This is a genomic window from Streptomyces sp. So13.3 (genome assembly GCF_005860785.2).
In the GTDB taxonomy this organism is placed as follows: Bacteria; Actinomycetota; Actinomycetes; order Streptomycetales; family Streptomycetaceae; genus Actinacidiphila; species Actinacidiphila fildesensis.
The window spans coordinates 5,718,734-5,743,886 of sequence record NZ_CP048835.1; the positions used below are offsets into that span (position 1 = coordinate 5,718,734).

Genomic DNA, 25,153 nt, shown 5'->3' on the forward strand with positions numbered 1-25,153 from the left:
GACGGCATGGGGCCGGTCTGTGTGAGGGCCCTGTGCGACGGCCTGTGTGACGGCATTTCTGACGGCAGTTCGAAGGCAACATCCGCTACGGAGGAACCTGTGTCGCGTGACCTGCCCGGCTACGACTACGACGTCATCGTCATCGGCTCCGGCTTCGGGGGCTCGGTGTCCGCGCTGCGCCTCACGGAGAAGGGCTACCGCGTCGGCGTACTCGAAGCCGGGCGCCGCTTCACGCGCGAGACGCTGCCCAAGAACTCCTGGGACGTCCGCAACTTCCTCTGGGCGCCGTCGCTCGGCCTCTACGGCATCCAGCGCATCCACCTGCTGAACAACGTCCTCGTGCTGGCCGGCGCGGGCGTCGGCGGCGGATCGCTGAACTACGCCAACACCCTGTACGTGCCGCCGAAGGCGTTCTTCGACGACCGCCAGTGGGGCCACATCACGGACTGGCAGGCGGAGCTCAAGCCGTACTACGACCAGGCCCAGCGCATGCTCGGCGTCCGGCTCAACCCCACGCTCACCCCTTCCGACGTGCACCTGAAGGCCGCCGCCGAGAAGATGGGCGTCGGTGACACCTTCCACATGGCGCCGGTCGGCGTCTTCTTCGGGGACGGCCAGGACGCCGGCGGAGAGGCGAAGGCCGAGCCGGGCGGCGAGGTCGCCGACCCGTACTTCGGCGGCGCGGGCCCGTCCCGGCGCGCGTGCACCGAGTGCGGTGAGTGCATGACCGGCTGCCGGCACGGCGCCAAGAACACCCTCAACGAGAACTACCTGCACCTCGCCGAACAGGCCGGCGCCGTCATCCACCCCATGACGACGGTCGTCGGCCTCTCCGAGGACCCCGCGGGCGGCTACCGTGTCGCGACCGCGCCCACCGACAAGAAGCGCAAGGGCAAGCGAACCGTGCTGCGCGCCCGGCAGATCGTCGTCGCCGCCGGCACGTACGGCACCCAGACGCTGCTGCACACCATGCGCGACGCGGGCGAACTCCCGGGCATCTCCGCGAGGCTCGGCGAGCTCACCCGCACCAACTCCGAGGCCCTGGTCGGCGCCCAGACCGACAACCGCCGCTACCGCAAGGCGCACGGCGCGGCGAAGGTCGACTTCACCAAGGGCGTCGCGATCACGTCCTCGATCCACCCCAACGACAACACCCACATCGAGCCGGTCCGCTACGGCAAGGGCTCCAACTCCATGGGCGCCCTCACCATCCTGCAGGTCCCGCACGGCACCCGCGCCCCCAAGGGGATCGCCTTCGCCGCGGCCTGCGCGCGCCACCCGATGCTCACGCTCCGCTCGCTGTCCAACCGCCGCTGGTCGGAGCGCACCATCATCGGCCTGGTCATGCAGTCGCTGGACAACTCGCTGACCACGTACCGCAAGCCCAAGGGCCTGGGCAAGGGACTGCTCACGGCCAAGCAGGGCCACGGCGCGCCCAACCCCGAGCACATCCCCGAGGGCGCCGAGGCGGCGCGGCTCATCGCCGAGGAGATCAACGGCTTCGCGGGCAGCAACGTGGGCGAGCTCATGGGGACGCCGCTGACCGCCCACTTCCTCGGCGGCTGCGCCATCGGCGAGGACGCCGAGCACGGCGTGATCGACCCGTACCACCGGCTCTACGGGCACCCGGGCATTCATGTCGTCGACGGCGCCGCCGTCTCCGCCAACCTCGGGGTGAACCCTTCGCTCACGATCACCGCGCAGGCCGAGCGGGCGATGTCGTTCTGGCCCAACAACGGGGACGAGGACACCCGCCCGACGCAGGGCGAGGCCTACGTCCGCCTGCCGGCGGTGGAGCCGCGGACCCCGGCCGTCCCGGAGGACGCGTTCGCCGCGCTGCGACTGCCGCTGCTGCCCGTGCCGCCGATCCCGCCGAAGAACGTCTGAGCGGAAGAGGGTCCGAGGGGGAAGGGTCCGAGTGGAGAAGGGTTCGAGTGGAGACGTCCGGGCGCAGCAGGTCCGGGCGCAGCAGGTCCGGGCGCGACCTGTGGCGGCGTGAGGTATGTCACCGGACGGGGACGCCGGACACCGCGCCGGCCGGGGAGGACAGGCCGTACTCCGATCGGGCGTCGGTACTCCGTTCCCGGGGGCGCGGATGAGTAGGGTGGGTTTCGCAGAGCGGCCGGATCCCAGCGTCCTGGGAGCCGACCGCCTCTTTGGAGTTGCGACCGAGCAGCTGTCCCCTGCTGCCCGGTCACGGAGCCCGGAGCGAGGTCCCACGGCCTGCCGCACGAATGGGCAGGCCTCATCGCTCCGAATTGATACCCCGCCCAGCTGCGTCTGAGCGGCATCCTGTTCGTCCACGCGTGGTTGTGGTCGACCGCCCCTGGCTGGCACGGACACCCCATCCAACGAAGGGGCCCCCGGGCCGGTCACGTGCCGTACGGGTGATGCCGCCCGAACGGGCGATCCGCAGAAACGTCACACGCGGCCGCGGCACAGCTCCAGCAGGGTCATCGCGAGGGTCGTCCCGGGCCGGCCCAGCTCATCGCTGAAGTGGTTCAGCACCTCCATCTCGCGGGACAGGCTCACCCGCCGGCCGCCCGACGCGATGCGGGCCCGCTGGATCTCCGCCGAGACCGCCATCCGTTCCGTGACCAGCGCGATGATCCGGGTGTCGAGATCGTCGATCCGGCCGCGCGCCCCCGTGATCAGGGCCACCGCCTCGTCCGTGCGTGCTCCGGTCCCGGCGGGAGCGGGGGCCGTGGTGACTGCTGCCGTCTGGGTGCTCATCGTGATGTCTCCTGTGATGACTGGGCCGGACCGGGCCCGGAGACGACAGACGCCCCGGACCGAAAGGTCCGGGGCGCCTGGGAAGTCGCTTGTCAGTAGCTCAAGCAGCACGACCATGGCAGCCGGACCAGCCGGTGCCATAGGTAAACGCGAAGATCGCGTAGTGCGTGTTCGAGGACATGCGGACCAGTATGGCGACGAGCACGCCGGGTAGCCAGCCGGCGACCGGATGGTGAGACGGGAGCGCCCTCGTGGAAACGGTAGAATCAGGGTCCGATCCCTCGTACATAACGCCGGAAGGCCGCCCGTGGCATCAGCGACCCCAGCCGCCCCCGACCACACCCCGGACGTCGTCCTGGTAGTGGACTTCGGAGCGCAGTACGCCCAGCTCATCGCCCGACGCGTCCGCGAGGCCCGGGTCTACAGCGAGATCGTCCCCAGCACCATGCCGGTGGCCGAGATGCTCGCGAAGAACCCGAAGGCGATCATCCTCTCCGGCGGTCCGTCGTCGGTCTACGCCGAGGGCGCCCCCTCGCTCGACACGGCGATCTTCAAGGCCGGGGTCCCGGTCTTCGGCATGTGCTACGGCTTCCAGCTGATGGCGGTGGCGCTCGGCGGCACCGTCGACGATAACGGTGCCCGTGAGTACGGCCGCACCGCGCTGACCGTCAGCAAGCCCGGCTCGACGCTCTTCGAGGGCACCCCCACCGAGCAGTCGGTGTGGATGTCGCACGGCGACGCGTGCTCGGCGGCGCCCGCCGGCTTCGCCGTCACCGCCTCCACCGACGTGGTACCGGTCGCCGCCTTCGAGGACGACGCCCGCAAGCTGTACGGCGTCCAGTACCACCCCGAGGTGCTGCACTCCACGCACGGCCAGCAGATCCTGGAGCACTTCCTGTACCGCGGTGCGGGCATCGCGCCGGACTGGACGACGACGAACGTCGTCGAGGAGCAGGTCGCGGCGATCCGCGCCCAGGTCGGCACCAAGCGCGCGATCTGCGGGCTCTCCGGCGGCGTGGACTCCTCGGTGGCTGCGGCCATCGTGCAGAAGGCCATCGGCTCCCAGCTGACCTGCGTGTACGTCGACCACGGGCTGCAGCGCAAGGGCGAGTCCGAGCAGGTCGAGAAGGACTTCGTCGCGGCCACCGGCGTCCAGCTGAAGGTCGTCGACGCGGAGGAGCGCTTCCTGACCGCGCTCGCCGGCGTCACCGACCCGGAGACCAAGCGGAAGATCATCGGCCGTGAGTTCATCCGCGTCTTCGAGCAGGCCCAGGCCGAGCTCGTCGCCGAGGCGGGCGCGGCCGGCGAGGACGTCGCCTTCCTGGTGCAGGGCACCCTGTACCCGGACGTCGTCGAGTCCGGCGGTGGTACCGGCACCGCCAACATCAAGTCGCACCACAACGTGGGCGGGCTCCCCGACGACATCGAGTTCGAGCTGATCGAGCCGCTGCGCAAGCTCTTCAAGGACGAGGTCCGGATGGTCGGCCAGGAGCTGGGCCTGCCGGAGGAGATCGTCCAGCGCCAGCCGTTCCCCGGTCCCGGCCTCGGCATCCGCATCGTCGGCGAGGTCACCAAGGAGCGCCTGGACCTGCTGCGCGAGGCGGACTTCATCGCCCGCGAGGAGCTCACCGCGGCCGGCCTGGACCGGGAGATCTGGCAGTGCCCGGTCGTGCTGCTCGCCGACGTCCGCTCGGTCGGCGTCCAGGGCGACGGCCGCACCTACGGTCACCCGATCGTGCTGCGCCCGGTCTCCTCCGAGGACGCCATGACCGCCGACTGGTCGCGGCTGCCGTACGACGTCCTCGCCAAGATCTCCACCCGCATCACGAACGAGGTCGCCGACGTCAACCGCGTCGTCCTCGACGTGACGAGCAAGCCGCCGGGCACCATCGAGTGGGAGTGACCTCCCGCTGAGCCCTGGACCGTGTCCCGCACGGCCGCCGCGCCGCCCCTCCTGCCTGCTGGGAGGGGCGGCGCCGTCGTTCCCTGACCCGCTCCGCACTCTGTTCTTCTCGCTTACCGCGCGGTAGCTTCCGCTGCATGGCCGACTTCCTCCCGCAGCCCTCGCAAGGGCGCACGCCGCCGCAGCCGATACCCACCGAGCAGCTGCACTTCGCGCTGCCGCAGACGTTCACCAACACCGACGACGAGCGGCAGCACCGCAAGGAACGGCTGGTGGCCGCGCTACGGCTGTTCGGGCGGTTCGGGTTCGAGGAGGGCGTGGCCGGGCACATCACGGCGCGCGACCCGGAGTTCACCGACCATTTCTGGGTCAATCCGTTCGGGATGAGCTTCAAGCTCGTCACCGTCAGCGATCTGATCCTGGTCAACCACGCGGGCCAGGTCGTCGAGGGCCGCTTCCACGTCAATCAGGCGGCCTTCGCGATCCACGCGCAGGTGCACCAGGCACGCCCGGACGTGATCGCCGCCGCGCACAGCCACTCGACGTACGGGCGGGCGCTGTCGTCGCTCGGGGAGCTGCTGGACCCGATCACCCAGGACGTCTGCGCGTTCTACGAGGACCACGCGCTGTTCGACGACTACACGGGCGTCGTGGTCGACGAGGAGGAGGGCCGCCGCATCGCGGAGGCGCTCGGGCCGCACAAGGCCGTCATCCTGCGCAACCACGGGCTGCTGACGGTCGGCGACTCGGTCGACGCGGCGGCGTGGTGGTTCATCACGATGGAGCGCTCCTGCCAGGTGCAGCTGACCGCCCGGGCGGCCGGGAAGCCGGTGCTGATCGACCACGAGAGCGCCGTCCACACCCGTGGCCAGCTGGGCAACGATCTCGTCGCCTGGATCAACTATCAGCCGCTCTACCAGCAGATCTCGCGCAGCGAGCCCGATCTCTTCGGCTAGCCGCGGGGCCGGCCGCGGTGGGACCGGGCGGGGATCCGGCCGGATTCGCCGGGAACTGAGTCGGATCCTTGCGGTCTACGTACCACCCGGTGAGAGAGTCGTACGTGAAGAATCGTTTCCATTCCTGGGGGGCGCGTACGACGGGAGAGGCGGGACAGCATGCTCCGAATCTGGCGGGAGACCGCGTCGCGCTATGCGTTGATGCCGCTGCGGATCTTCCTCGGCGTCACCTTCGTCTACGCGTCGCTCGACAAGCTCACCGGCTCCGTGTTCCTCACCGATTCCGCGCCGGGATCGCTGGTCGGCACCCTGCACGCGGTGCGTGACAGCGCGGCGATCCCGCAGATGGTCGATCTCGCGCTCAAGGCGCCGCACGCCTTCGGGTACGCCATCGCCTTCGGTGAGCTGGCCGTCGGCATCGGCATACTGATCGGCCTGTTCGGCCGCCTCGCCGCGCTCGGCGGCGCAGCGATCTCGCTCAGCCTGTGGCTGACGGTCAGCTGGGCCACCGATCCCTATTACTACGGCAACGACCTGGTGTACCTGATGGCCTGGCTGCCGCTGATCCTCGCCGGCACCCCGCTGCTGTCCGCCGACGGGCTCATCGCCTCACGCCGCCGGTCCGGTGTCGCCCCGCTGCCGCCGTCGGACCAGGCGGCTGATCACCGACGTCACCGCGGCGCAGGCCAGACCGCCCGCCGCTAGGGCCACCGTCAGCGGCCGGGAGGGATCCCAGCCGCCGGCGGCGTCCAGCAGGAACACCGCCGCGAGGCCCAGCAGTACCAGTCCCATCACGAGGGACGCGGGCTCGAATCCATGCCGTTTCACCGGACCACCCTCATCTGTCCCGCGCCCACCTCGACGTCGAGTTCGATCGTGCCGGTCGACGGGATGCCCGCGTCCGGTTCGAAGACCACCTGGCTGCGCGTGTCCGAGCTGAGGTCCACACCGTGGTTGACCTTGCCCGGCAGCTGCACCTCGCCGAAGCCCATCTGGTAGTTGAGCCGCACGGTGGCGTTCCTCGGCAGCCGGACCTCGGCCCGGCCGGCGCCGACCTCCAGCTTGGTCGTGACGGTCTTCCCGCCGAGCGGCAGCGCGGTCAGATCGAGCAGGCCGTGTCCGGTGCCCTGCTCGTAGTGCGGCTGGAGGTCAGAGACGGCCACCGGCCGCCAGTCCGTCGTCGCCCACTCGGTGGTCATGCTCTTGGGAACCGCGGCGGCACCCACCAGCAGCGCGATCGTCAGCACGGCCCAGAAGGCCGTACCGCCCCTCGCCCGGCCGGTCCAGGCGCTCAGGACGAACGCCAGCCCGAAGACGGCCAGCGCGGACGCCAGCCCGATCTCCAGGGCCGTCCCGAGCGGGTGCCCGTGCCAGGCCGCCGCCGTACCGACCGCGCCCGCCATCAGCGCAACGAAGAACGCCAGCACTCCCAGCCAGGACGACTCCCGCCGGGCGGCGGACTTCCTGGCCCGCCAGGCCTTGCGGTCCTGCTCCTGGTACGGGCCGTCGTCCGGCCCCCACAGGTAGCCCGTGGAGCTGCTCACGCCGGCCGAGAAGTCCTTGGTCAGCGGATCGCGCCACCACGAAGGGGTCACGGGGCTCGGCGGCGCCTGCGCGGCCGGCGGGGCGTCGGCGGCCGGACCGGCCGCCACCGCGCTCGCCTCGCCGTCGAGCTGGGCCCGGCGGCGCTGCTGCGACCAGTAGACGGCGCCCACCACGGCCGCCAGCAGCAGGATCGAGAACCCCTGGTCGGTGCCGTTGCCGAGCATCGACGCGTACAGGCCGCAGCCGACCAGCGCGACGAGCACGGCGGTCAGCGCCGTCCCCTCGACCCGGCCGGACAGCAGTCGGTGCGCCTCGCTCTGGTCCTCGCCCTCCTGCGGGATGACCAGCCAGGCCATGCCGTAGACGATCAGGCCGATACCGCCGGTGAGCGACAGCACGGCGAGCACGATCCGGAAGATCACCGGATCGAGCTCGAAGTAGCGGCCCGCGCCGTCGCACACACCCGCGACCACCCGGCGGCGGCTGCGAACGATGCGGCGCCGGGCCGGGGGCTCCGGTGAGTCCGGAAGATCCGGGGTGGCGTCGGCCTCGGCCTCGAAGGCCGGCCTGCTGTCCTGCGTCATGCCTCCATGGTGGCGGCCGCGGGCACTCTCCGGCACCAGGTACAACCCTGGCCGATCCCTGAGCCGGCCCCCAGGGGCCGGGCTTCCGACCCATCACCCGGTCCGGGTGGGGCCTGGGGCACCCGGGCCCCTGGGCACCTGGCCACCCGGGCCCCTGGTCCCAGGGGGTCAGGGTGACCTCCGGGAGGAACCCTGATGCCCCGGGCGGCCCCGGCGTGTGACGATCGGGGTATGCCAGCCACCACCCCTGCTCCTGCGACGGGCGCGTCCTACCTAAAACCGCCCGACCCGGCGGACCCGCTGGCGCGCAAGCTCTACCGCAGCTCCGAGGGCCGGATGATCGGCGGAGTGGCGCGCGGGCTCGCCGGGCACCTCGGGCTGCCGGTGTCGTGGGTGCGTGTGGTGTTCGTGGTGCTCGCGACGTTCAACGGCCTCGGCATCCTGCTCTACGCGCTCTTCTGGTTCTTCGTGCCGCTCGGCGTCGGCGGGGTGAGCGAGGCCAAGGAGCCGCGCGACGCCAAGTCCTGGCTGGCCGGACGGCGGCCCGACAAGGGCCAGATCCTCGCGCTCATCGCGCTGTTCATCGGCCTCGGCGTCCTCGTCAGCAATCTGAACCTGGGCGCGGCCAACGCCGCGATCTGGCCGCTGCTCGTCATCGGCCTCGGCGTCGCCCTCGTCTGGCGGCAGGCCGACAACGCCCGCCGCAGCCGCTGGGTCGAGATGAGCCAGGGCAAACGGTTCTGGCCGATCGCCCGTGGCGCCGCCGGTGTGCTGCTGGTCGGGGCCGGGGTCACCGGCTTCCTCGTGGTGCGCAGTTCCGGCAGCCACCTCGGCGGCATCCTGCAGGCGGCGCTCGCCGTGCTGGTCGGGGTGGCACTGATCGCCGGGCCCTACCTCGTACGTCTGACCCAGGACCTGTCCGCCGAGCGGCTGATGCGTATCCGGGCCCAGGAGCGTGCCGAAGTCGCCGCGCACGTCCACGACTCCGTACTGCACACCCTCACCCTCATCCAACGCAACGCCGAGGACCCGCGCGAGGTCGCCCGCCTCGCCCGCGCCCAGGAGCGCGAGCTGCGGGCCTGGCTGTACCGGCCGGAGGGCACCGGCAAGGAGGACGAGCCGACGAACTTCGCCGACGCCGTACGCAAGGCCGCCGCCGAGGTGGAGGACGCCCACGGGGTGCCCGTCGAGGTGGTCTGCGTCGGTGACTGCCCGCTGGACGACAATCTGGTCGCACAGATGGCAGCCGCACGCGAGGCAATGGTGAACGCGGCCAAGTACGGTGGCGACGAGGCGGTTCAGGTGTACGCCGAGGTCGAGGAGCGCAAGGTCTTCGTGTCCGTACGGGACCGGGGGCCCGGATTCGACCTCGACCAGGTGCCGGACGACCGCATGGGCGTCCGGCAGTCGATCATCGGCCGGATGCAGCGGAACGGCGGCGAGGCGCGCCTGCGCAGCGCACCGGGCGGGGGCACGGAAGTGGAACTCGAAATGGAGAGGGTGGCGTCATGACTGAGGACCGACGCGTAAGGGTCGTGCTCGTCGACGACCACCGGATGTTCAGGACCGGTGTACAGGCCGAGATCGGCGAGACCGAACGAACGGGTGTCGAGGTCGTCGGCGAGGCCGCCGACGTGGACCAGGCCGTCACGGTCATCACCGCGACCCGTCCCGAGGTCGTCCTCCTGGACGTGCACCTCCCCGGCGGCGGCGGTGTCGAAGTGCTGCGGCGCTGCGCACCGCTCATGGGCGACGCGGAGCGGCCGGTCCGCTTCCTGGCGCTGTCGGTCTCCGACGCCGCCGACGACGTCATCGGCGTCATCCGCGGCGGCGCGCGTGGCTACGTCACCAAGACCATCACCGGGCCGGATCTCGTGTCGTCCATCTTCCGGGTCTCCGACGGCGACGCCGTCTTCTCCCCGCGGCTGGCCGGCTTCGTCCTCGACGCCTTCGCCTCGACGGACGCCCCGCCGGTCGACGAGGACCTGGACCGCCTCACCCAGCGGGAACGGGAAGTGCTGCGGCTCATCGCGCGCGGCTACGCGTACAAGGAGATCGCCAAGCAGCTCTTCATCTCGGTGAAGACGGTCGAGTCCCATGTCTCGGCGGTGCTCAGAAAGCTGCAGCTCTCCAACCGGCACGAGCTGACGCGGTGGGCGACGGCACGGCGCCTGGTCTGAGGGCCGGCGGGTCCGAGGCCGTCGGGTTCAACGGCCTCGGCGCGGACGCGGCCCTACGGCTCAGGCGGCCGGGGCCGGGTCCGCGAGGCCGTCGATGACCAGGTCGGAGAGCCGGACCTGGTACCAAGACGGTCTGGCTGGTGCTGTCGGCCCAGTTCTCGGCCCATGGGAAGAACGGTTTCCGCGCACCCCAGGCTGATCCGCCGTCAGAACCACCCGAGCGGCCGGTGGTACGGGACGAACGCGCCCACGCCGCGCCGCCCCACCTGCCGCACCTGACCCCGAGCAGCGTTCGCAGGGGCCGTACTCACGACGGGCGGCTCGCGCCCGCGAAGGGCATTTCGTTGATCGGGGCGATGCGGATCGGGGCGCCCGGGTGGGGGGCGTGGATCATTTGGCCGTTGCCGATGTAGAGGCCGACGTGGCTGATGCCGGAGTAGAAGAACACCAGGTCGCCGGGTTGGAGTTGGGACTCGGAGACGCGTTGGCCGGCGTTGATCTGGGTGTACGTGGTGCGGGGGAGCGAGACGCCCGCGGCCTTCCAGGCGGCCTGGGTGAGGCCGGAGCAGTCGTAGGAGGACGGTCCGGTGGCGCCCCAGACGTACGGGAGGCCGAGGGCGCTGTAGGCGAAGGCGACGGCCTGGGCGGCGCGGGCGGAGGGTGCCTGGACGGCGCCGGGGGCGATCGGGACGCGGTCGGTGGAGCGGTCGGCGTGCTGAGTGCCGGATGTCGTCCCGGTGTCGTCGCCGCCGTCGTCCACACTGGCCCGCTGGGCGGCCGTGAGGCGGTCCAGGAGGACCTGGGCGTCGTGCAGCTTGGTCTCGATGGTGAGCTTGTGCTCCGCGAGCTTCGTCTGGGCGTCGCTGAGGGCGGCGAGTTTGGCGTCCGCCGCGTCGTGCGTCGTGGTGATCTCCCGCTGCTGCTCGCCGAGGGTGCGCAGGATGTCGGCCTCCCGGCCGCTCACCTGGTCGATGAGGGCGGCACGTTCGAGATATGTGTCGGGGGTGGAGTCCAGGGCGAGCTGCATGGCCGGGTCGATGCCGCCCGAGCGGTACTGCGCGGCGGCGATGGCGCCGATCTGGTCGCGGGTGGCGTTGAACCGGGCGGTCTTGCGGGCCATCTCGTCCTGGAGCCTGCCCACGTCGGCGCGGGCGGTGTCGGCCGCCTCCTTGGCGCCGTTGTACTGCTCGGTGGCCTGTTCCGCCTGCTCGTACAGGGCGTCGACCCGGGTCTTGACCTCGCCGACGCTGAGCTGCGGGTCGGCGTGGCCGGTCTCGCCGAAGGCGCTGACCGACGCGGCTCCCGCCATGGCGAGGGTGGCCGCGGTTCGTGCGGTGGTTCCGGTGAGTGAGCGCTGCTTGGGCTTTCTGTGCGACGCCACGCGGCCGTCACTCCTTTGTGCCTAGCTGGTGCCCGCCTGCTGAGACCTCGATCCGGCGGCGTCCGCACGGGGAAGCGGAACACCGCCGGATCTTCGGCGGGGGTGGCCGTGCCGTCGGGTCCGACGGCAGTGGGGTTCGGCCACCTGGAGGAGGACGCTAAACCTGGGGGGTACGGAGGAGTACGGCGTAGAGCAGGTCTGGTCCCAATCGGCCGTTGGGTGATCGTCATTGATCAGTGTTCGACGGGTGACATGGCCACTTGCAGAACGGCCTTGACCGATGGGGCAGTTGTCACTCCGTGGGCGACTCGTCCCTGCTATGGGGCGTGGCCGATCTCCGCGGCCTGCGCGGCCACAGAGCCGTTCCGACCGCGTACGCCGCGGCGCACACGGCGGACACCGCGACCGCCGGGCCCCAGGCACTGCCGTCGGAGGGGGCGAACGCGGCGAAGAGGACCAGGCCGCTCGCGCCGTACGCGGTCAGCGGGATGTGGCGCGAGCGCAGCTGGCGGATGCCCGCCGGGCCGGCGGCGCAGGCGTCGACGATGAGGAGATAGGTCAGCAGCAGGGCCGTGACGCACGACGCCAGCCAGACGGGCGGCGCGCTGAACGCGGCGAGGACGACGCAGCCGACGGCGAAGACCGTGTTGCGGTGCTGGGACAGCAGCGCGGCTTTACGGGCCGAGTACTGGACCGGGCGCCGGACGAGCGGCGGGGCCGCCCACCAGGCCAGCACGACCGCGGCGAGCGGCGTCAGTACGTCGCCCATCGTGGGGGAGCCGGTGACGGCCGGATCGCAGGCCGCGAGCGCCAGTGCGACGCCGAGGCCGCGCACCGGCCGGACCGGGACCTGGGGGAGGGTCATGGCGGAGGACGGGGACGAGGACACCGTGGCGGGTTCCGGGGACAGGAAGGGAGTCATCGGGTCCTGCCCTGGATTCGGGTGCGGAGCAACGGTGCGAGGGCGAGGTCGAGGCTCTTGCCGGCCGACTGGGCGACGACCGGGATGCCGCGTTCCCGCAGCGCGAACCGCATCGCCGCCCGGTCGGCGAGCCAGAGCCGCCGGGCCAGGTGTCCGACGGTGTCGCCGGGCGCGATGTACGGGGCGCCGGTCGGGATCTCGATGACGACGAGAGGGTTGCCGCGTTGCGCGAGATCGCCCAGCACTTCGAGGATCCGCTCGTCGGCGAGCTGGGTGATCGCGTAGACGAGGGCGCCGCGGGGCAGCGCGGGCGGCGGCAGGCGCTGGAGGGCGGGGACGGAGTAGCCGAGGTCCTTGCGGACCTCCAGCACGCTCTCGACGATCCGGTAGAAGTAGCCCCCGCCGGAGCCCGGTTGCAGCCAGCGCAGCGTGCCGCCGATCGACACCAGGCCGACCCGGTCGTGGCTGCGCAGATAGGCGCGGGTGAGGCCGGCCGCGGCGCGCACCGTCTCGTCGAGTCCTGAGGCCCTGGTCGCGGGGTCGATGAAGTCGACGAGCGCGTCGACCAGCACGACGGTGTCGGCGGTGCGTTCGGCGGCGAACTGGTTGATCTGGATGCTGCCGCGCCGGGTGGTCGAGGGCCAGTGGATGCGCCGCTGCCGTTCGCCCCAGATGTGCGGGCGCACCCCGACGACCTCGATGCCGTCGCCGTTCTGCCGGGCGGTGTGCTCGCCGAGGCGGTCCGGCAGCCGGACCGGGATGGGGGTGAGAGAGGCCTGGGTGGGCACCGGGAAGACCTGGATCTCACCGAGTTCGGCCCGCACGGTGCGACGGGCGAGCCCGCCGGTGTCGTAGACGTCCACATCGACGGTGCCCAGGCTCCAGCGACCCCAGCGGCGGGCGGTGAGGGCGAGTTCGACGACGGGGCCGGCCACGGCGAGCGAGGTCAGCTCGACGCCCGGCCCGAGGGTGATGCCCGGGTCGATCCAGCCCGCGGCGCCGTCGAAGTCCAGCCGGATGCGGACGGCGATGTCCTCGTTCTCGAAGCAGCGGCCCGGCCCGGTCTCGACGGCGGCGCTCAGCCGGCTCGGCCGGCCGGACGTCAGCACAGCTCCCCCCACCGCTCCCGGCCCGGCGAGTACGAGCAGGACGACCGGGCCCGCGGCCAGCGCCAGCAGCCACGGGTGGCCGGTGAGGAGCGCGGCGGCGGCCGCCACGGCGGCCACCGTGAGCAGCCGCAGGGCGCGCTCGCCGGCCCGCCAGCCGGGCGGCGGCGGGGACGGCGGTTCGGCCGGTTCCGCCGCCTCGCCGGCGGTGGCGTCCGGGGAGCCGCCCAGTGCCCGCGCGATGTGCGTGGGGACCGCGACCGGGCGGGCTGCGGGCCGGCCCGGCGGCTGTCGGTCCGCGGTCACGGCCGCGCTGCCGGGCGCCGGAACGCGCCGGGCCTGTCCTCGGCGCCGTCGGAGCGCTTGTCCTCGGGCAGGGTCTGCGGCGCCGGTACGGACCGCGCGAGTTCGGCGATGACGTCGTCGGCGTTGATCTGCCGCACCCACAACTCGGGCCGCAGCGTGACGCGGTGCGCGAGGGCCGGGACGACCAGCGCCTTCACGTCCTCCGGGGTGACGTAGTCGCGGCCGTCGAGCACCGCGCGGGCGCGGGCCAGCTGTACGAGCGCGAGTCCGCCGCGCGGCGAGGCGCCGACCTGGATCTGCGGATGGGCACGGGTCGCGCCGATGAGGGCGACGACGTACGCGATCAGATCGTCGTCCACCTCGACGCTCTCCAGGCTGGAGCGCATGGCGAGCACCTCGGCGGGCGTGCTGAGGGTGTTCAGTACGGCTTCGGGGGCGGCCCGGTCGAGCCGGATGCGGAGCATCGACGCCTCGTCGCGGGGCGGCAGGTAACCCATCCTGACCCGCAGCAGGAAGCGGTCCAACTGGGCCTCAGGCAGGCTGTACGTGCCCTCGTACTCGATCGGGTTGGCGGTGGCGATGACCACGAACGGCTCGGGCAGCCGCCGGGTGACGCCGTCGACCGAGACCTGCGCCTCGGCCATCGCCTCCAGCAGCGCCGCCTGGGTCTTGGGGGGTGTGCGGTTGATCTCGTCGGCGAGCAGCAGATGGGTGAAGAGCGGTCCTGGCCGGAAGACCATCTCGCCGCTGCGCTGGTCGTAGAAGGGCGCTCCGGACACGTCGGAGGGCAGCAGGTCGGGGGTGAACTGGACCCGGCGGAAGTCGAGTCCGAGCGCGGTGGCGAAGGAGCGGGCGAGCAGGGTCTTGCCGAGTCCCGGCAGGTCCTCGATGAGGATGTGGCCGCCGGCGAGGACGCCGAGCATGACCAGTTCGAGGGAGTCGGGCTTGCCGACCACGGCGCGTTCGATCTCGGTGAGCACCTGGCGGGCGCGTTCTCCGGCCTCGCGCGGCGTCAGGGCGGCCGGGGACGCGGCGGCGGACCGAGCGGCGGATGCCTGAGCAGGAACCTTGGTGGCGGGGGCCGGGGCGGAAGTGGCCTGGGCGGAACTGGGCTGAGCGGAAGGGGCCTGGGCGGAACTGGGCTGAGCGGCGGGCTGGGCCGGCTGAATGGTCGTCACGGTGCTCCTGGGAGGACGTTCGGCGGTTCAGTGGTTCCGAGGGGGTCGGCGGTCACCGTCACAGCTCGTCGAGGCGGTCGACGACGGCCCGCAGGACCTGTGCCGGGATGGTGCCCTCCGGGGCGGGCCGGTGGGGATCGATCCAGGGCCACAGCTCGGGGCCGACGACGGCGGCGGCCCGGTCGGGCTGGGCGCGCAGCGAGATCCCGTGCCGTTCGGCGAGCCGGGCCGCGTACAGGCGTTGGAGGCCGGGTCTCAGGGTGTGGGTGAAACCGTCCTCGGACGACATCCCCTGGGCGACCGCACGGCCCCAGTCGCCCAGCCGGGGTGTTCTGCTGCCCAGCAGCCGGACCGGTCTGCGGTAGCCGTGGTCCTGGGAGTCGAAGCCCGTCGCGTAGCGGGCGGTGAGCAGGGCGACCGCCGCGATGAGCACGGCGCCGGTGCCGGCCGCGGCGAATCCGCCGGCCAGGGCGAGGGCGGCCTCGGTGCCGGCCGCGACCGTGCCGAGCACGAGCAGCGTGTGGCGCGTGGAGCCGGGGGTCACCGGTCGCCCGCCGGGGCCCGGTCGCCGGTGGTCGCTACTCCTACGGCTGGCACGGCCTCCGGGGCTTCCACGGCGGCCAGTTGGGCCGCGATCGTGTCGAGGGCGGTGCCGGCCCGCCGCAGATGGCCGTCGTCCATCGGGTGGCTGGAGTACCGCGCCTCGCGGAAGAGCTGGGTCAGGTCCCCGGCCGCGGTCCCGGTCAGCGTCCCGCCGGCGACCGCGCGGTGCAGCAGGTCCGTCGGGCTGTCGGATTCGAGCCGGGCGATCCCTGACCGGGCGAGGGTGGTCTCCATCGCCGCGTAGCAGGCGATCACCGCGGCACGGGCGTCCTCACCGTGCAGGGCCCGGCGGCCGGAGTCGACGGCGCCGGCCAGCGCGCTCTCGGCGCTGTCCGGGTTGCCGGGGATCAGTTGGAGGCCGGGTCCGGCCTTGCCCGCCAGGTACCAGCGCAGCCAGCGGACGAGCGCGACGACGACCACGACCGCGGCCAGTACCGCTCCGACGACGAGCAGCAGATGGAACAGATCGAAGGACGATCCGGCGGTCGCCTGCCCGGTGGAGGACGGCGGCTGTGTCGGTGCCTCGGTGACGGGCGGCCCGCTCGCCGTCTCCGTGGGGAGGCTCTGGTCGGTCCGCGGCTCCGTGCCGGCCGGGCTGCTCCGGTGGCTCAGCAGCACGGCGACGGGCACCACCGCGGTGGCGGCGGTCAGCAGCAGGAGCGCCGCGTCCTTGAGCCGTTCGGCCACCGGGTCCGGGCTGTCGATGTGCTGCACGGCCCGGCGGTAGCGCGCGGCGAGCAGCGCGCCGCCCACCACGCACGCCAGGGCCAGCAGCAGCAGATACCCGCCGTGGTACGAGAGCGGGCCCGAGCCGTCCGGCGGATCGAGCACCGACCGGCCGCCACCCGCTCGCAGCGCACCGGCCGCGAGGACCAGACCGCCGATCGCGGCGGTGGCGAGCAGGAGGACCGGCCGACCGGTGATCCGGGCCAAGGTGTCAGGCGAGTCGCACAGCGCCGGCGAACGGCATCCAGCTCATCTTGCCGACCTCGACGACACCACCGGGGTGCGGGGCGTGCACGATCTCGCCGTTGCCCAGGTAGATGGCCACGTGGCTGATGCCGGAGTAGAAGAACACCAGGTCGCCGGGGCGCAGCTCGGACTGCGAGACGCGCGTGCCGTCGTTGATCTGGGTGTACGTGGTGCGGCTGATGCTGATGCCGGCCGAGCGGTACGCGGCCTGGGTCAGTCCCGAGCAGTCGTACGAGTTCGGGCCGGTGGCGCCGGAGACGTACGGCTTGCCGCGCGCGGCGAGGGCGAAGGCGATGGCCTGCGCGGCGCGGCCGCTGGCGGGGCCGTTGTACGTGTAGGACGCGCTGTTGGCGCTGCCGGACTGCTGGGTGTCCAGCGCGGCGACCTTCTTGCGGTCCTCGGCGGTGAGGCTGGTCAGCAGCTTCTGCGCGTCGGCGAGCTTGGCCGCGGCGGTCTTCTTCTCGGCGGCCAGCTTGGTCTGCGCGGCGGCCAGGTCCGCGACGCTCGCGGCGGCCTTGGCGCGCTCGGTCGTCGCGGCCGTCTGCTGGGTGCGGAATTCCTTGATGGCCTCTTCCTGCGTGGCCGACACACGGTCCACGAGGTGGGACTGCTCAAGGTACTTCTCCGGGTTGTCGGAGAGCAGCAGGGCGGTGGTCTGGTCGACGCCGCCTTCGCGGTACTGGGCGGCGGCGAACTGGCCCAGGGTCTCCCGCGCGTCGTTCAGCTTCTGGGTCTTCTTCGCGACCTCGGCGAGCAGCAGATCGGCCTTCGCGCGCTGCTGGTCGGTCTTCTCCTTCGCCGCGTTGACGTGCTCCGTGGCGGCTTCGGCCTTTTCGCGGAGGTCGTCGACCTGCGCCTTGACCTCGGTGATGGAGGGCTTCGCGGGCGCGGCGCTCGCGGACTCGCTCAGCAGAGTCACAGTGGCCAGCGCCACCGTCGTCAGGCCCACCACGGCACGCGGGCCGGTGGAGGCGAGTATTCGCGGGCGCGGTTTGCGGTGCGACGCCAAGGCAGACATTCCTTCCGTGGACCGCTTACCGGGTTAGCTGACGGGTTCGGGCGATGGAAGGCCGCCCTACGGTGCTCGCGTCCGTTGTGCGGACGTTCGCCCCGATTCACCCCAAGTCGTGCGCGTGGGTCCCCGGTTCCGGCCTTGCGGTCGGATTCAGCGGAGGCAGCTCGCCGTCGGCACTGCGCCGGCTTGTGGAACGAGCTGCCTAGCGGGCCACCGTAGTCAACTTGAGTGACTCTTGGGAAGTTTCCATCAGAAGGTGAGCGAAATCGCTTCGTTACCTTACCTATTGTGACCGTCCGTCCGAATGGCGGGCCGACAGCCGGGACCTGTCGGTCCGTCTGTCGATCCGTGACATTCGGGACGGGGGACTCAGGAAGGGCGGGAAGCGCCGTAAACCGGCATTTGGGTGATCGGTGCGATCTTGACGACCGTGCCGGTGTGCGGGGCGTGGATCATGTTGCCGCCGCCTATGTAGAGGCCGACATGGCTGATGTCGTCGTAGAAGAAGATCAGGTCGCCGGGCCGCAGGTCCGACATCGAGACGCGCTCGCCGGCCTTCACCTGGTCCCAGGTGGTGCGCGGCAGGGAGACGCCGGCCGCCTTCCAGGCCGCTTGGGTGAGCCCTGAGCAGTCGTACGAGTTCGGACCCGTCGCGCCCCACACGTACGGCTTGCCGATCGCGTTGCGGGCGAAGGCGATGGCCTTCTCCGCCTGCGACGCGGTGCTGTGCGAACCGGTTCCGCCGGTCCCCGGCGTCGTCCCGGAGCCGGTCTTCGCGGCCTCCTTGGCGGCGGCGTCCCGTGCGGCCTTCTCCTTCGCGGCGATCGCCGCGGCGCGCTTGCGGTCCTCCTCCGCCTTCTTGGCCGCCAGCGCCGCCAGCCGCGCCTTCTCCTGCGTGGTGAGGGTGTTGAGGAGGGTCTGCGCCGCCGCGAGCTTCTCCTTGACGGTCTCCTTCTCCGTCGCCAGCTTCGTCCGCGACGCGTTCAGCGCGTCGAGGCCCTTCACGGCCTCGGAGCGCTTCTGCGTCGTCGTGGCCTGCTGGGTGCGGAAGTTCTCGACGGCTTCCTTCTGGTTGCTGGTCATCCGCTTCATCTGGTGCGTCTGGTCGAAGAACTGCTGCGGATCGGCGGAGAGCAGGAACGTACTCGTCGTGTCGACGCCGCCGCTGCGGTACTGGGCGGCCGCGTACTGGCCCAGGACGCGCCGCGCGTCGTTGAGCGACTCGGTCCGCTGCGCGACCTGGCTCAGCAGCGCCTCGACCTTGGAGCTCTGCTGGTCGGCCTGCTCCTTCGCGCCGTTGTAGCGCTCGGTGGCGACCTCGGCGTCGTGGTTGAGCGCGTCGACCTTCGCCTGGACCTCTTCGATGGAGGGCGGCTGCGGCTGCGCGGGTGCCGCGCTCGCGGTCTCGCCGAGCAGGGTGACGGTGGCCAGTGCCGCCGCCGTGAGACCGACGGCCGCGCGGGGGCCGGTCGTGGTGAGCAGGCCGGCGCGTATGCCGGGGCGGGGTTTGCGGTGCGACGCCAAGGCGGGAAGTCCTTCCGTAAACCGCTTACCGGGTTAGCTGTCGGGTTCGGGCTGTCGGAAGGTCGCCCTACGGTTCGTGCGGAACGTCCTCTGCGGAACATCCGTGCGGACCGATTCACCCCAGTGGTTCCAGTGGGTCCCCGGCTGCGGCCTCTCGGCCGCACTCAGCGGAGACGGTCCGTGACGGCGTGTTGCCGAGGTGGAGGACGGACCGCCTGGCCGGCACGGTAGCCAACTCTCGTGTCCGGTGGGAAGACCGGTGTCCGATAGGCCCGAAACCATTTCGTGATCTGTGCGCAGCGGTCGGATCCGGTCGCGGAGAGTGACGACTCTTTCAGGATCGGTCCACGTCCGGACGGACTCCGCCAAGCGGAGTGTGAGGTGTCAGTGGGGGCGCCTAGACTCGGGAAGCGATGAGCAGCCTCTTTGACGACAGCTTCCTGGCCGACCTCCAGGCCCCCGACCACGCGTCGGAATCCGTCCCGCCGCCCCCGGAGCACGGGTCCGCGCACCGGCCGGACGATGCCGCGGACGACCTCTTCGGCGGGCGCTTCAACGAGCCCCCGCAGGGTGGCCGGGACGCGTACTACCGGGACGGGGCCGCCCGCCCCGTCGTCGACCCCGCGCAGCTCCTGGAGGGGCTGAACGAGCAGCAGCGCGCCGCCGTCGTGCACGCGGGCGGGCCGCTGCTCATCGTCGCGGGCGCCGGATCCGGCAAGACGCGGGTGCTGACGCACCGCATCGCGCATCTGCTGGGTACCCGCGGGGCGCACCCGGGCGAGATCCTCGCGATCACGTTCACCAACAAGGCCGCGGGCGAGATGAAGGAACGCGTCGGCGACCTCGTCGGCGCGCGCGCCAACGCGATGTGGGTCATGACCTTCCACAGCGCGTGCGTGCGGATCCTGCGCCGCGAGAGCAAGAAGCTCGGCTTCACCTCCAGCTTCTCGATCTACGACGCCGCTGACTCCAAGCGGCTCATGGCGCTCGTCTGCCGGGACCTGGACCTCGACCCCAAGCAGTTCCCGCCGAAGGCGTTCAGCGCGAAGGTCTCGAACCTCAAGAACGAGCTGATCGACGAGGAGGACTACGCCCGGCAGGCGGAGAACCCCTTCGAGAAGCACGTCGCCGAGGCGTACGCGCTCTACCAGGCGAGGCTGCGCGAGGCCAACGCCCTGGACTTCGACGACATCATCATGACCACGGTGCACCTGCTCCAGGCGTTCCCCGACGTCGCCGAGCACTACCGGCGCCGGTTCCGCCACGTCCTCGTGGACGAGTACCAGGACACCAACCACGCCCAGTACACGCTGGTCCGCGAGCTGGTCGGCACCGGCGAGCACACCGCCGAGCTGTGCGTGGTGGGTGACGCGGACCAGAGCATCTACGCCTTCCGCGGTGCCACCATCCGCAACATCCTGCAGTTCGAAGAGGACTACCCGCAGGCGACGACGATCCTGCTGGAGCAGAACTACCGCTCCACGCAGACGATCCTCACGGCCGCCAACGCCGTCATCGAGCGCAACGCCGGCCGCCGCGCCAAGAACCTGTGGACCGACGCTGGCGACGGCCCGATCATCACCGGCTACGTCGCCGACCACGAGCACGACGAGGCGCAGTACATCGCCGAGGAGATCGACCGGCTGACGGACGCGGGCGACTCCCGCCCCGGTGACGTCGCCGTCTTCTACCGGACCAACGCCCAGTCCCGTGTCTTCGAAGAGGTCTTCATCCGCGTCGGGCTGCCGTACAAGGTCGTCGGCGGGGTGCGCTTCTACGAGCGCAAGGAGGTCCGCGACATCCTCGCGTACCTGCGCGTGCTGTCGAACCCCGAGGACACCGTCCCGCTCCGCCGGATCCTGAACGTGCCCAAGCGCGGTATCGGCGACCGGGCCGAGGCGATGATCGACGCCCTGTCGCTGCGCGAGAAGATCTCCTTCTCGCAGGCGCTGCGCCGGGTCGACGAGGCGTACGGCATGGCCGCCCGCTCCTCCAACGCGGTCAGGAAGTTCAACGAGCTGCTGGAGGAGCTGCGCACCATTGTCGAGTCGGGTGCCGGTCCCGCGACCGTCCTCGAAGCGGTGATGGAGCGCACGGGCTATCTGGCGGAGCTCCAGGCCTCCACGGACCCGCAGGACGAGACCCGTATCGAGAACCTTCAGGAACTCGCCGCCGTGGCCCTGGAGTTCGAGCAGGAGCGGGCCGCCGCCGAGGACGCGGAGCCCGGCACCCTCTCCGGGTTCCTGGAGCGCGTCGCGCTGGTCGCCGACTCGGACCAGATCCCGGACGACGAGGAGGGGGGCGGCGTCATAACGCTGATGACGCTGCACACCGCCAAGGGCCTCGAGTTCCCGGTGGTCTTCCTCACCGGCATGGAGGACGGGGTCTTCCCGCACATGCGGGCCCTGGGCCAGGCCAAGGAGCTGGAGGAGGAGCGGCGACTGGCGTACGTCGGCATCACACGGGCGCGCGAGCGGCTGTACGTGACGCGGTCGACGATGCGCAGTGCGTGGGGCCAGCCCTCGTACAACCCGGCCTCGCGCTTCCTGGAGGAGATCCCGCCCACGCTGATCGACTGGAAGCGGACCGGCCCGGTGGCCGCGCCGGGGGCCGCGATGTCGGCCGCCGCGTCGTCGCTGTCGTCCTCGCGCGCCAAGGCGGGCCCGAAGGGCTTCGCGACCCGGCGTGCCACGGACCGGCCGGTGATCGCGCTGACGGTCGGGGACCGGGTCACGCACGACCAGTTCGGCCTCGGAACCGTCGTCGGGGTCAGCGGTACCGGGTCCGACGCGCAGGCGACGGTCGACTTCGGCGAGGAGAAGCCGAAACGGCTGCTGCTGCGGTACGCGCCGGTCGAGAAGCTCTGACGGGGGGCCTCGCGCGCCTCCGGCGAGGGCCGGAGGCGGGTCGGGTGAGTGCGGTCAGCGGGGGTCGAGCCCGTGGGCCAGCAGCCACGGCAGCGGGTCGATCGGCGTACCGCCGTGCGGCCGGACCTCGAGGTGCAGGTGCGGGCCGGTGGTGTTGCCGGTGTTGCCCGAGTACGCGATGACCTGGCCGGCCTTGACCGAGCCGGAGCGGATCTTGGTGCTGCTGAGGTGGCAGTACCAGGTCTCGGTGCCGTCGGCGGCGGTCACTATGGCCATGTTGCCGTAGGAGCTGTTCCACTGCGTGCGGATGGTGCCGTCGGTCACGGACGACACGGGAGTGCCGGTGTCGACCGGGAAGTCGATGCCGGTGTGCAGCGCCATCCAGTTGACGCCGGACTGGCCGTAGTACGCGCTCAGTCCGCGCTCCGACACCGGCAGCAGGAACTTCGGCCGCAGGGCCTCCTTGCGCGCCGCCGCGTCGGCCTTCGCCTTCTTCGCTGCGGCCTCGCGGTCCTTGAGGTCGATCCGCTCCTGCGTACGGCTGGCGCGGGTCGCGAAGTCGTCCGCGTCGGAGGTGACTCCGGCGAGCTGCGTGTCGAGCTTCGAGACGGGCGCGTTCGTGGCGGTCTTGCCGGAGGCCTCGGTCTGCGTCGTCGCATGGGCGCCGGGCACGTCGCTGATGGCCGCGGCGGCACAGGCCGCCACACCCATGACCGCGACGGACGGCACCGCGATGGTCAGGAGCGCGGAGCGCTTCGCGGGCCGCTTGCGGCGGCAGCCGCTCCCGCCGCCGCGCGGGGCCGCCGGGACGTGGACCACATCGGTCTCGGTCTCGGACTCGGACCCGGTCTCGGACCCGGTCTCGGCGTCGAGGTCGAGTGCGGGGTCCAGGTCGTGATCGAGGTGGAGGTCGGCGTCGGGTCCGGACTCGTGCGCGGGCGCCGTTTCCGGCTCGTACGCGAACTGAGTGGTGTAGTCGGCGCCGTACCCGTTCTCGTACTCGTTCCCGTTCCCGTAGTGCGGTGCTTCGGCCGACGGGCCGGCGTATCCGGGTACGGGCTCCGGTGCGTAGGTGTGCTCGACGGGCGCGGCCTGCGCGGGCACGGTGTAGACGCCGGTGTCCCAGGACATCGCGTCGTAGGTGCCGGTCGGGTAGCTGCCGGTGTCCTGACCAGGGGCGTTGTAGCCGTACGCCGGGTACTGGCCGGAGTCCCAGTTCTGCTGCGGCTGCTGCTGTTCCTGCTGGTGGAACTGCGGCTGCGGCTGGGCCGGGACGTGGGGCTGCTGCTGGGACTGCTCGGGGTACGTGGGGTAGTTGCCGGTCTGGGCCTGCCAGAAGCCGCTCGCGTCGTAGCTGCCCGTCTCGGAGACGGACGCGTCGTAGCCGTGCTGCGCCGGCTGCGGGACGAACGCATAGCTGCCCGTGGCGCCCGTGTCCGCGGTGCCGGTCATCGCTCCGAAGAGCGGATCGCCGTCCGCGAAGGTGGTGCCGATGTTCTGGTACGAGCCCGTTGAATAAGGGTCGTAGCCGTAAGCACCGTAGTCGGGGGCGTACCCCGACGGGTGACGATCGTTCACCGCCTACTTCTCTTTCGCCTCGGCAGCAGGAGAATTAGCGGTGACTGTAGCCCCCTACCCCCGACGGCGACAATCTTCGGCAGGCTCCGGATCCGGACAATGCCTTGTGTTCGAATTGAATTCGACGGCTATGCCGCGTTCTCGGCCCCCACCGCGAGCTCCTCGCCGGTCAGGGACTGCCGGATTCCGGCGGCCACGGCGGCGTGCACCGGCAGTGCGAGATGCCCGATTCCCGCGACTTGCACATTGTGTACCAGCAGGTCGGGATGGTCGATGCGGGCGGTTTCCACCGGGATCATCAATTGGTCCAGGTCGCTCCAGAAGGCGACGAAATGCGTGCGGCAACCGGGGGCCGGTTCCGTCAATTCGTTCATGAGATCGGAACCGGGGCGCATTTGCCGCACGATCGGGTGCGGCGTCAGCAGCGGGACGGCGCGGGTGCCGGAGTGCGGCGTTCCCAGCGTCACCACCGTGCGTACCCGGCTGTCACCACCGAGACGCTGTACGTAATAGCGGGCGATCAGACCGCCCAGGCTGTGGCCGACGATGTCCACCTGCCGCTGCCCGGTCTGTTCGCAGATCTGCTCGACATGACGGCCGAGCAACGCGGCGGCCGTACGGATGTCGCAGCTCAGCGGGGAGTAATTCAGAGCCTGGACGTGCGTCCAGCCGTGCTTTCGCAGGGAGCGGCGGAGAAGGGTGAATACCGAACGATTATCGACGAAGCCGTGCAGCAGCAGAACGGGAGGGTGTGCGGCCGCGACGGCCCGCAGTCGTGCCGTACCGGAATCCGCGTCCGTTTCCGTGTACGAGCCGCTGTGCGAGTCCGTGTGGGGGTCGTGGTCCGGGTCGGCGGAGGGGCCGATGCCGGCGTCGGGCCGGTCGCGCTCGGGGAGGATGCCGGTCGGATAGAGGAAGAGATGGCCGGTCAGGATGACGAGCTCGAGAACCGCGGCGCGAATGGCCACCGCGCTGCGCAGCCAGCGGCCCGTGGCGACGGCTCCGAACGACAGGGCGCTCATGGCCCACCTCCCGTGCGGCACGACGGGAGACAGCTCCGTCCCCCGTGTGCCCTAGTCCGGAGAGCCGTACAGCGGACCCCGGCTCCCCGGGAACCCATCGGGCCCGCTGGCCACCTCCGGTGGAACGGAGGGCGGCGGCAGGCCCAACGTGTTGCGAACGTGTCCCACCGTGTGATTTCCCCCTCGCTCCGCACCGCGAAACTGTCGGGTGCGGGATGCTGGAGATAACGTTCGTTCACACTCGGTCCCACTTGAGGTCCCGCTCGGCCGGCGATGGCGCCGGCAATGTCATGGAGGCAGTGATGGGAGTGTCCGGTCCGATCCGCGTGGTGGTGGCCAAGCCGGGTCTCGACGGTCATGATCGCGGGGCCAAGGTCATCGCCAGAGCGCTGCGTGATGCCGGTATGGAGGTCATCTACACCGGCCTGCACCAGACCCCCGAACAAGTGGTCGACACCGCGATCCAGGAGGACGCCGACGCGATCGGGCTCTCCATCCTCTCGGGAGCGCACATGACGCTCTTCGCGAAGGTCCTGGACCTGCTGAAGGACCGTGACGCCCTGGACATCAAGGTCTTCGGCGGCGGCATCATCCCCGAGGCGGACATCGCCCCCCTCAAGGAACTCGGCGTCGCCGAGATCTTCACCCCCGGCACGCCCACCACGGACGCGGTGGCCTGGGTCCGGGCCAATGTCCGCCAGGGCGCCGAAGCCTGATCCCTCCCGGGAGCCGCCTCCCGGGAGGCGGCTCCCGGAAAGCCCGCCGCTCCGCCCCCCGG

Annotated in this window: 20 protein-coding genes and 2 riboswitches; of the genes, 8 read left to right on the forward strand and 12 right to left on the reverse strand. The window is 71.4% G+C overall.

The window, feature by feature from the left end; all coding sequences use genetic code 11:
- The first annotated feature begins 6 nt into the window (after positions 1-6).
- On the forward strand, positions 7-1,887 hold the full coding sequence (locus tag C8250_RS25915; protein ID WP_138352959.1) for a GMC family oxidoreductase: 1,881 nt from the start codon (positions 7-9) through the stop codon (positions 1,885-1,887).
- A 534-nt stretch (positions 1,888-2,421) separates the two neighbouring features.
- Here C8250_RS25915 and C8250_RS25920 read toward each other — a convergent pair.
- Positions 2,422-2,733, reverse strand: coding sequence for a chorismate mutase (locus C8250_RS25920; protein ID WP_138352960.1), 312 nt, complete (start codon positions 2,731-2,733; stop codon positions 2,422-2,424).
- Between the two features lie 307 nt (positions 2,734-3,040).
- Between C8250_RS25920 and guaA the strand changes: the two genes are divergently transcribed.
- The 3 genes from guaA to C8250_RS25935 all read left to right on the forward strand — a co-directional run bounded on the left by guaA (position 3,041) and on the right by C8250_RS25935 (position 6,297).
- Positions 3,041-4,636, forward strand: a complete 1,596-nt coding sequence (gene guaA / locus C8250_RS25925; protein ID WP_138352961.1) for a glutamine-hydrolyzing GMP synthase — start codon at positions 3,041-3,043, stop codon at positions 4,634-4,636.
- Between the two features lie 137 nt (positions 4,637-4,773).
- The gene (locus tag C8250_RS25930; protein ID WP_138352962.1) at positions 4,774-5,592 is read left to right on the forward strand and encodes a class II aldolase/adducin family protein; all 819 of its coding nucleotides are present in this window, start codon (positions 4,774-4,776) and stop codon (positions 5,590-5,592) included.
- A 159-nt stretch (positions 5,593-5,751) separates the two neighbouring features.
- Positions 5,752-6,297 (forward strand): DoxX family protein, encoded by a 546-nt coding sequence (locus C8250_RS25935; protein WP_138352963.1) that lies wholly within the window; start codon positions 5,752-5,754, stop codon positions 6,295-6,297.
- Between the two features lie 119 nt (positions 6,298-6,416).
- On the opposite strand, the gene C8250_RS25940 is transcribed toward C8250_RS25935, so the two are convergent.
- Positions 6,417-7,721, reverse strand: a complete 1,305-nt coding sequence (locus C8250_RS25940; protein WP_138352964.1) for a PspC domain-containing protein — start codon at positions 7,719-7,721, stop codon at positions 6,417-6,419.
- Between the two features lie 231 nt (positions 7,722-7,952).
- Between C8250_RS25940 and C8250_RS25945 the strand changes: the two genes are divergently transcribed.
- On the forward strand, positions 7,953-9,233 hold the full coding sequence (locus C8250_RS25945; protein ID WP_138352965.1) for an ATP-binding protein: 1,281 nt from the start codon (positions 7,953-7,955) through the stop codon (positions 9,231-9,233).
- Positions 9,230-9,901, forward strand: coding sequence for a response regulator transcription factor (locus C8250_RS25950; RefSeq protein ID WP_138352966.1), 672 nt, complete (start codon positions 9,230-9,232; stop codon positions 9,899-9,901). The genes C8250_RS25945 and C8250_RS25950 overlap by 4 nt, the downstream gene beginning before the upstream one ends.
- Before the next feature lie 307 nt (positions 9,902-10,208).
- Here C8250_RS25950 and C8250_RS25955 read toward each other — a convergent pair whose 3' ends face one another.
- The 8 genes from C8250_RS25955 to C8250_RS25990 all read right to left on the reverse strand — a co-directional run bounded on the left by C8250_RS25955 (position 10,209) and on the right by C8250_RS25990 (position 18,908).
- Positions 10,209-11,282, reverse strand: coding sequence for a C40 family peptidase (locus C8250_RS25955; RefSeq protein WP_138352967.1), 1,074 nt, complete (start codon positions 11,280-11,282; stop codon positions 10,209-10,211).
- Between the two features lie 292 nt (positions 11,283-11,574).
- Positions 11,575-12,204, reverse strand: a complete 630-nt coding sequence (locus C8250_RS25960; RefSeq protein WP_138352968.1) for a hypothetical protein — start codon at positions 12,202-12,204, stop codon at positions 11,575-11,577.
- The gene (locus tag C8250_RS25965; protein WP_346268772.1) at positions 12,201-13,616 is read right to left on the reverse strand and encodes a DUF58 domain-containing protein; all 1,416 of its coding nucleotides are present in this window, start codon (positions 13,614-13,616) and stop codon (positions 12,201-12,203) included. Before C8250_RS25965 ends, C8250_RS25960 begins: the two co-directional genes overlap by 4 nt.
- On the reverse strand, positions 13,613-14,632 hold the full coding sequence (locus C8250_RS25970; RefSeq protein ID WP_138352998.1) for a MoxR family ATPase: 1,020 nt from the start codon (positions 14,630-14,632) through the stop codon (positions 13,613-13,615). The genes C8250_RS25965 and C8250_RS25970 overlap by 4 nt, the downstream gene beginning before the upstream one ends.
- Positions 14,633-14,852: 220 nt before the next feature.
- The gene (locus C8250_RS25975; protein WP_138352969.1) at positions 14,853-15,338 is read right to left on the reverse strand and encodes a hypothetical protein; all 486 of its coding nucleotides are present in this window, start codon (positions 15,336-15,338) and stop codon (positions 14,853-14,855) included.
- Positions 15,335-16,330, reverse strand: coding sequence for a DUF4129 domain-containing protein (locus tag C8250_RS25980; protein ID WP_138352970.1), 996 nt, complete (start codon positions 16,328-16,330; stop codon positions 15,335-15,337). Before C8250_RS25980 ends, C8250_RS25975 begins: the two co-directional genes overlap by 4 nt.
- Before the next feature lie 4 nt (positions 16,331-16,334).
- Positions 16,335-17,387, reverse strand: a complete 1,053-nt coding sequence (locus C8250_RS25985) for a C40 family peptidase (RefSeq protein WP_306664929.1) — start codon at positions 17,385-17,387, stop codon at positions 16,335-16,337.
- Positions 17,385-17,550: riboswitch (cyclic di-AMP (ydaO/yuaA leader) on the reverse strand. Its footprint overlaps the gene before it by 3 nt.
- A gap of 203 nt (positions 17,551-17,753) precedes the next feature.
- Positions 17,754-18,908 carry a C40 family peptidase gene (locus C8250_RS25990; protein WP_138352972.1) on the reverse strand — a complete coding sequence of 385 codons (1,155 nt, stop codon included), beginning with the start codon at positions 18,906-18,908 and terminating at the stop codon, positions 17,754-17,756.
- 6 nt (positions 18,909-18,914) lie between these two features.
- Positions 18,915-19,088: riboswitch (cyclic di-AMP (ydaO/yuaA leader) on the reverse strand.
- A gap of 233 nt (positions 19,089-19,321) precedes the next feature.
- On the opposite strand from C8250_RS25990, the gene pcrA reads away from it, so the two are divergent.
- Positions 19,322-21,775: a DNA helicase PcrA gene (gene pcrA, locus C8250_RS25995; protein WP_138352973.1), complete on the forward strand. Its 2,454-nt coding sequence runs from the start codon at positions 19,322-19,324 to the stop codon at positions 21,773-21,775.
- A gap of 54 nt (positions 21,776-21,829) precedes the next feature.
- Here pcrA and C8250_RS26000 read toward each other — a convergent pair whose 3' ends face one another.
- Together C8250_RS26000 and C8250_RS26005 are read right to left on the reverse strand one after the other, a co-directional pair.
- Positions 21,830-23,353: a M23 family metallopeptidase gene (locus C8250_RS26000; protein WP_138352974.1), complete on the reverse strand. Its 1,524-nt coding sequence runs from the start codon at positions 23,351-23,353 to the stop codon at positions 21,830-21,832.
- Between the two features lie 128 nt (positions 23,354-23,481).
- The gene (locus C8250_RS26005) at positions 23,482-24,375 is read right to left on the reverse strand and encodes an alpha/beta fold hydrolase (protein WP_138352975.1); all 894 of its coding nucleotides are present in this window, start codon (positions 24,373-24,375) and stop codon (positions 23,482-23,484) included.
- A 302-nt stretch (positions 24,376-24,677) separates the two neighbouring features.
- Between C8250_RS26005 and C8250_RS26010 the strand changes: the two genes are divergently transcribed.
- Positions 24,678-25,091, forward strand: a complete 414-nt coding sequence (locus C8250_RS26010; protein WP_138352976.1) for a cobalamin B12-binding domain-containing protein — start codon at positions 24,678-24,680, stop codon at positions 25,089-25,091.
- Positions 25,092-25,153 lie beyond the last annotated feature (62 nt).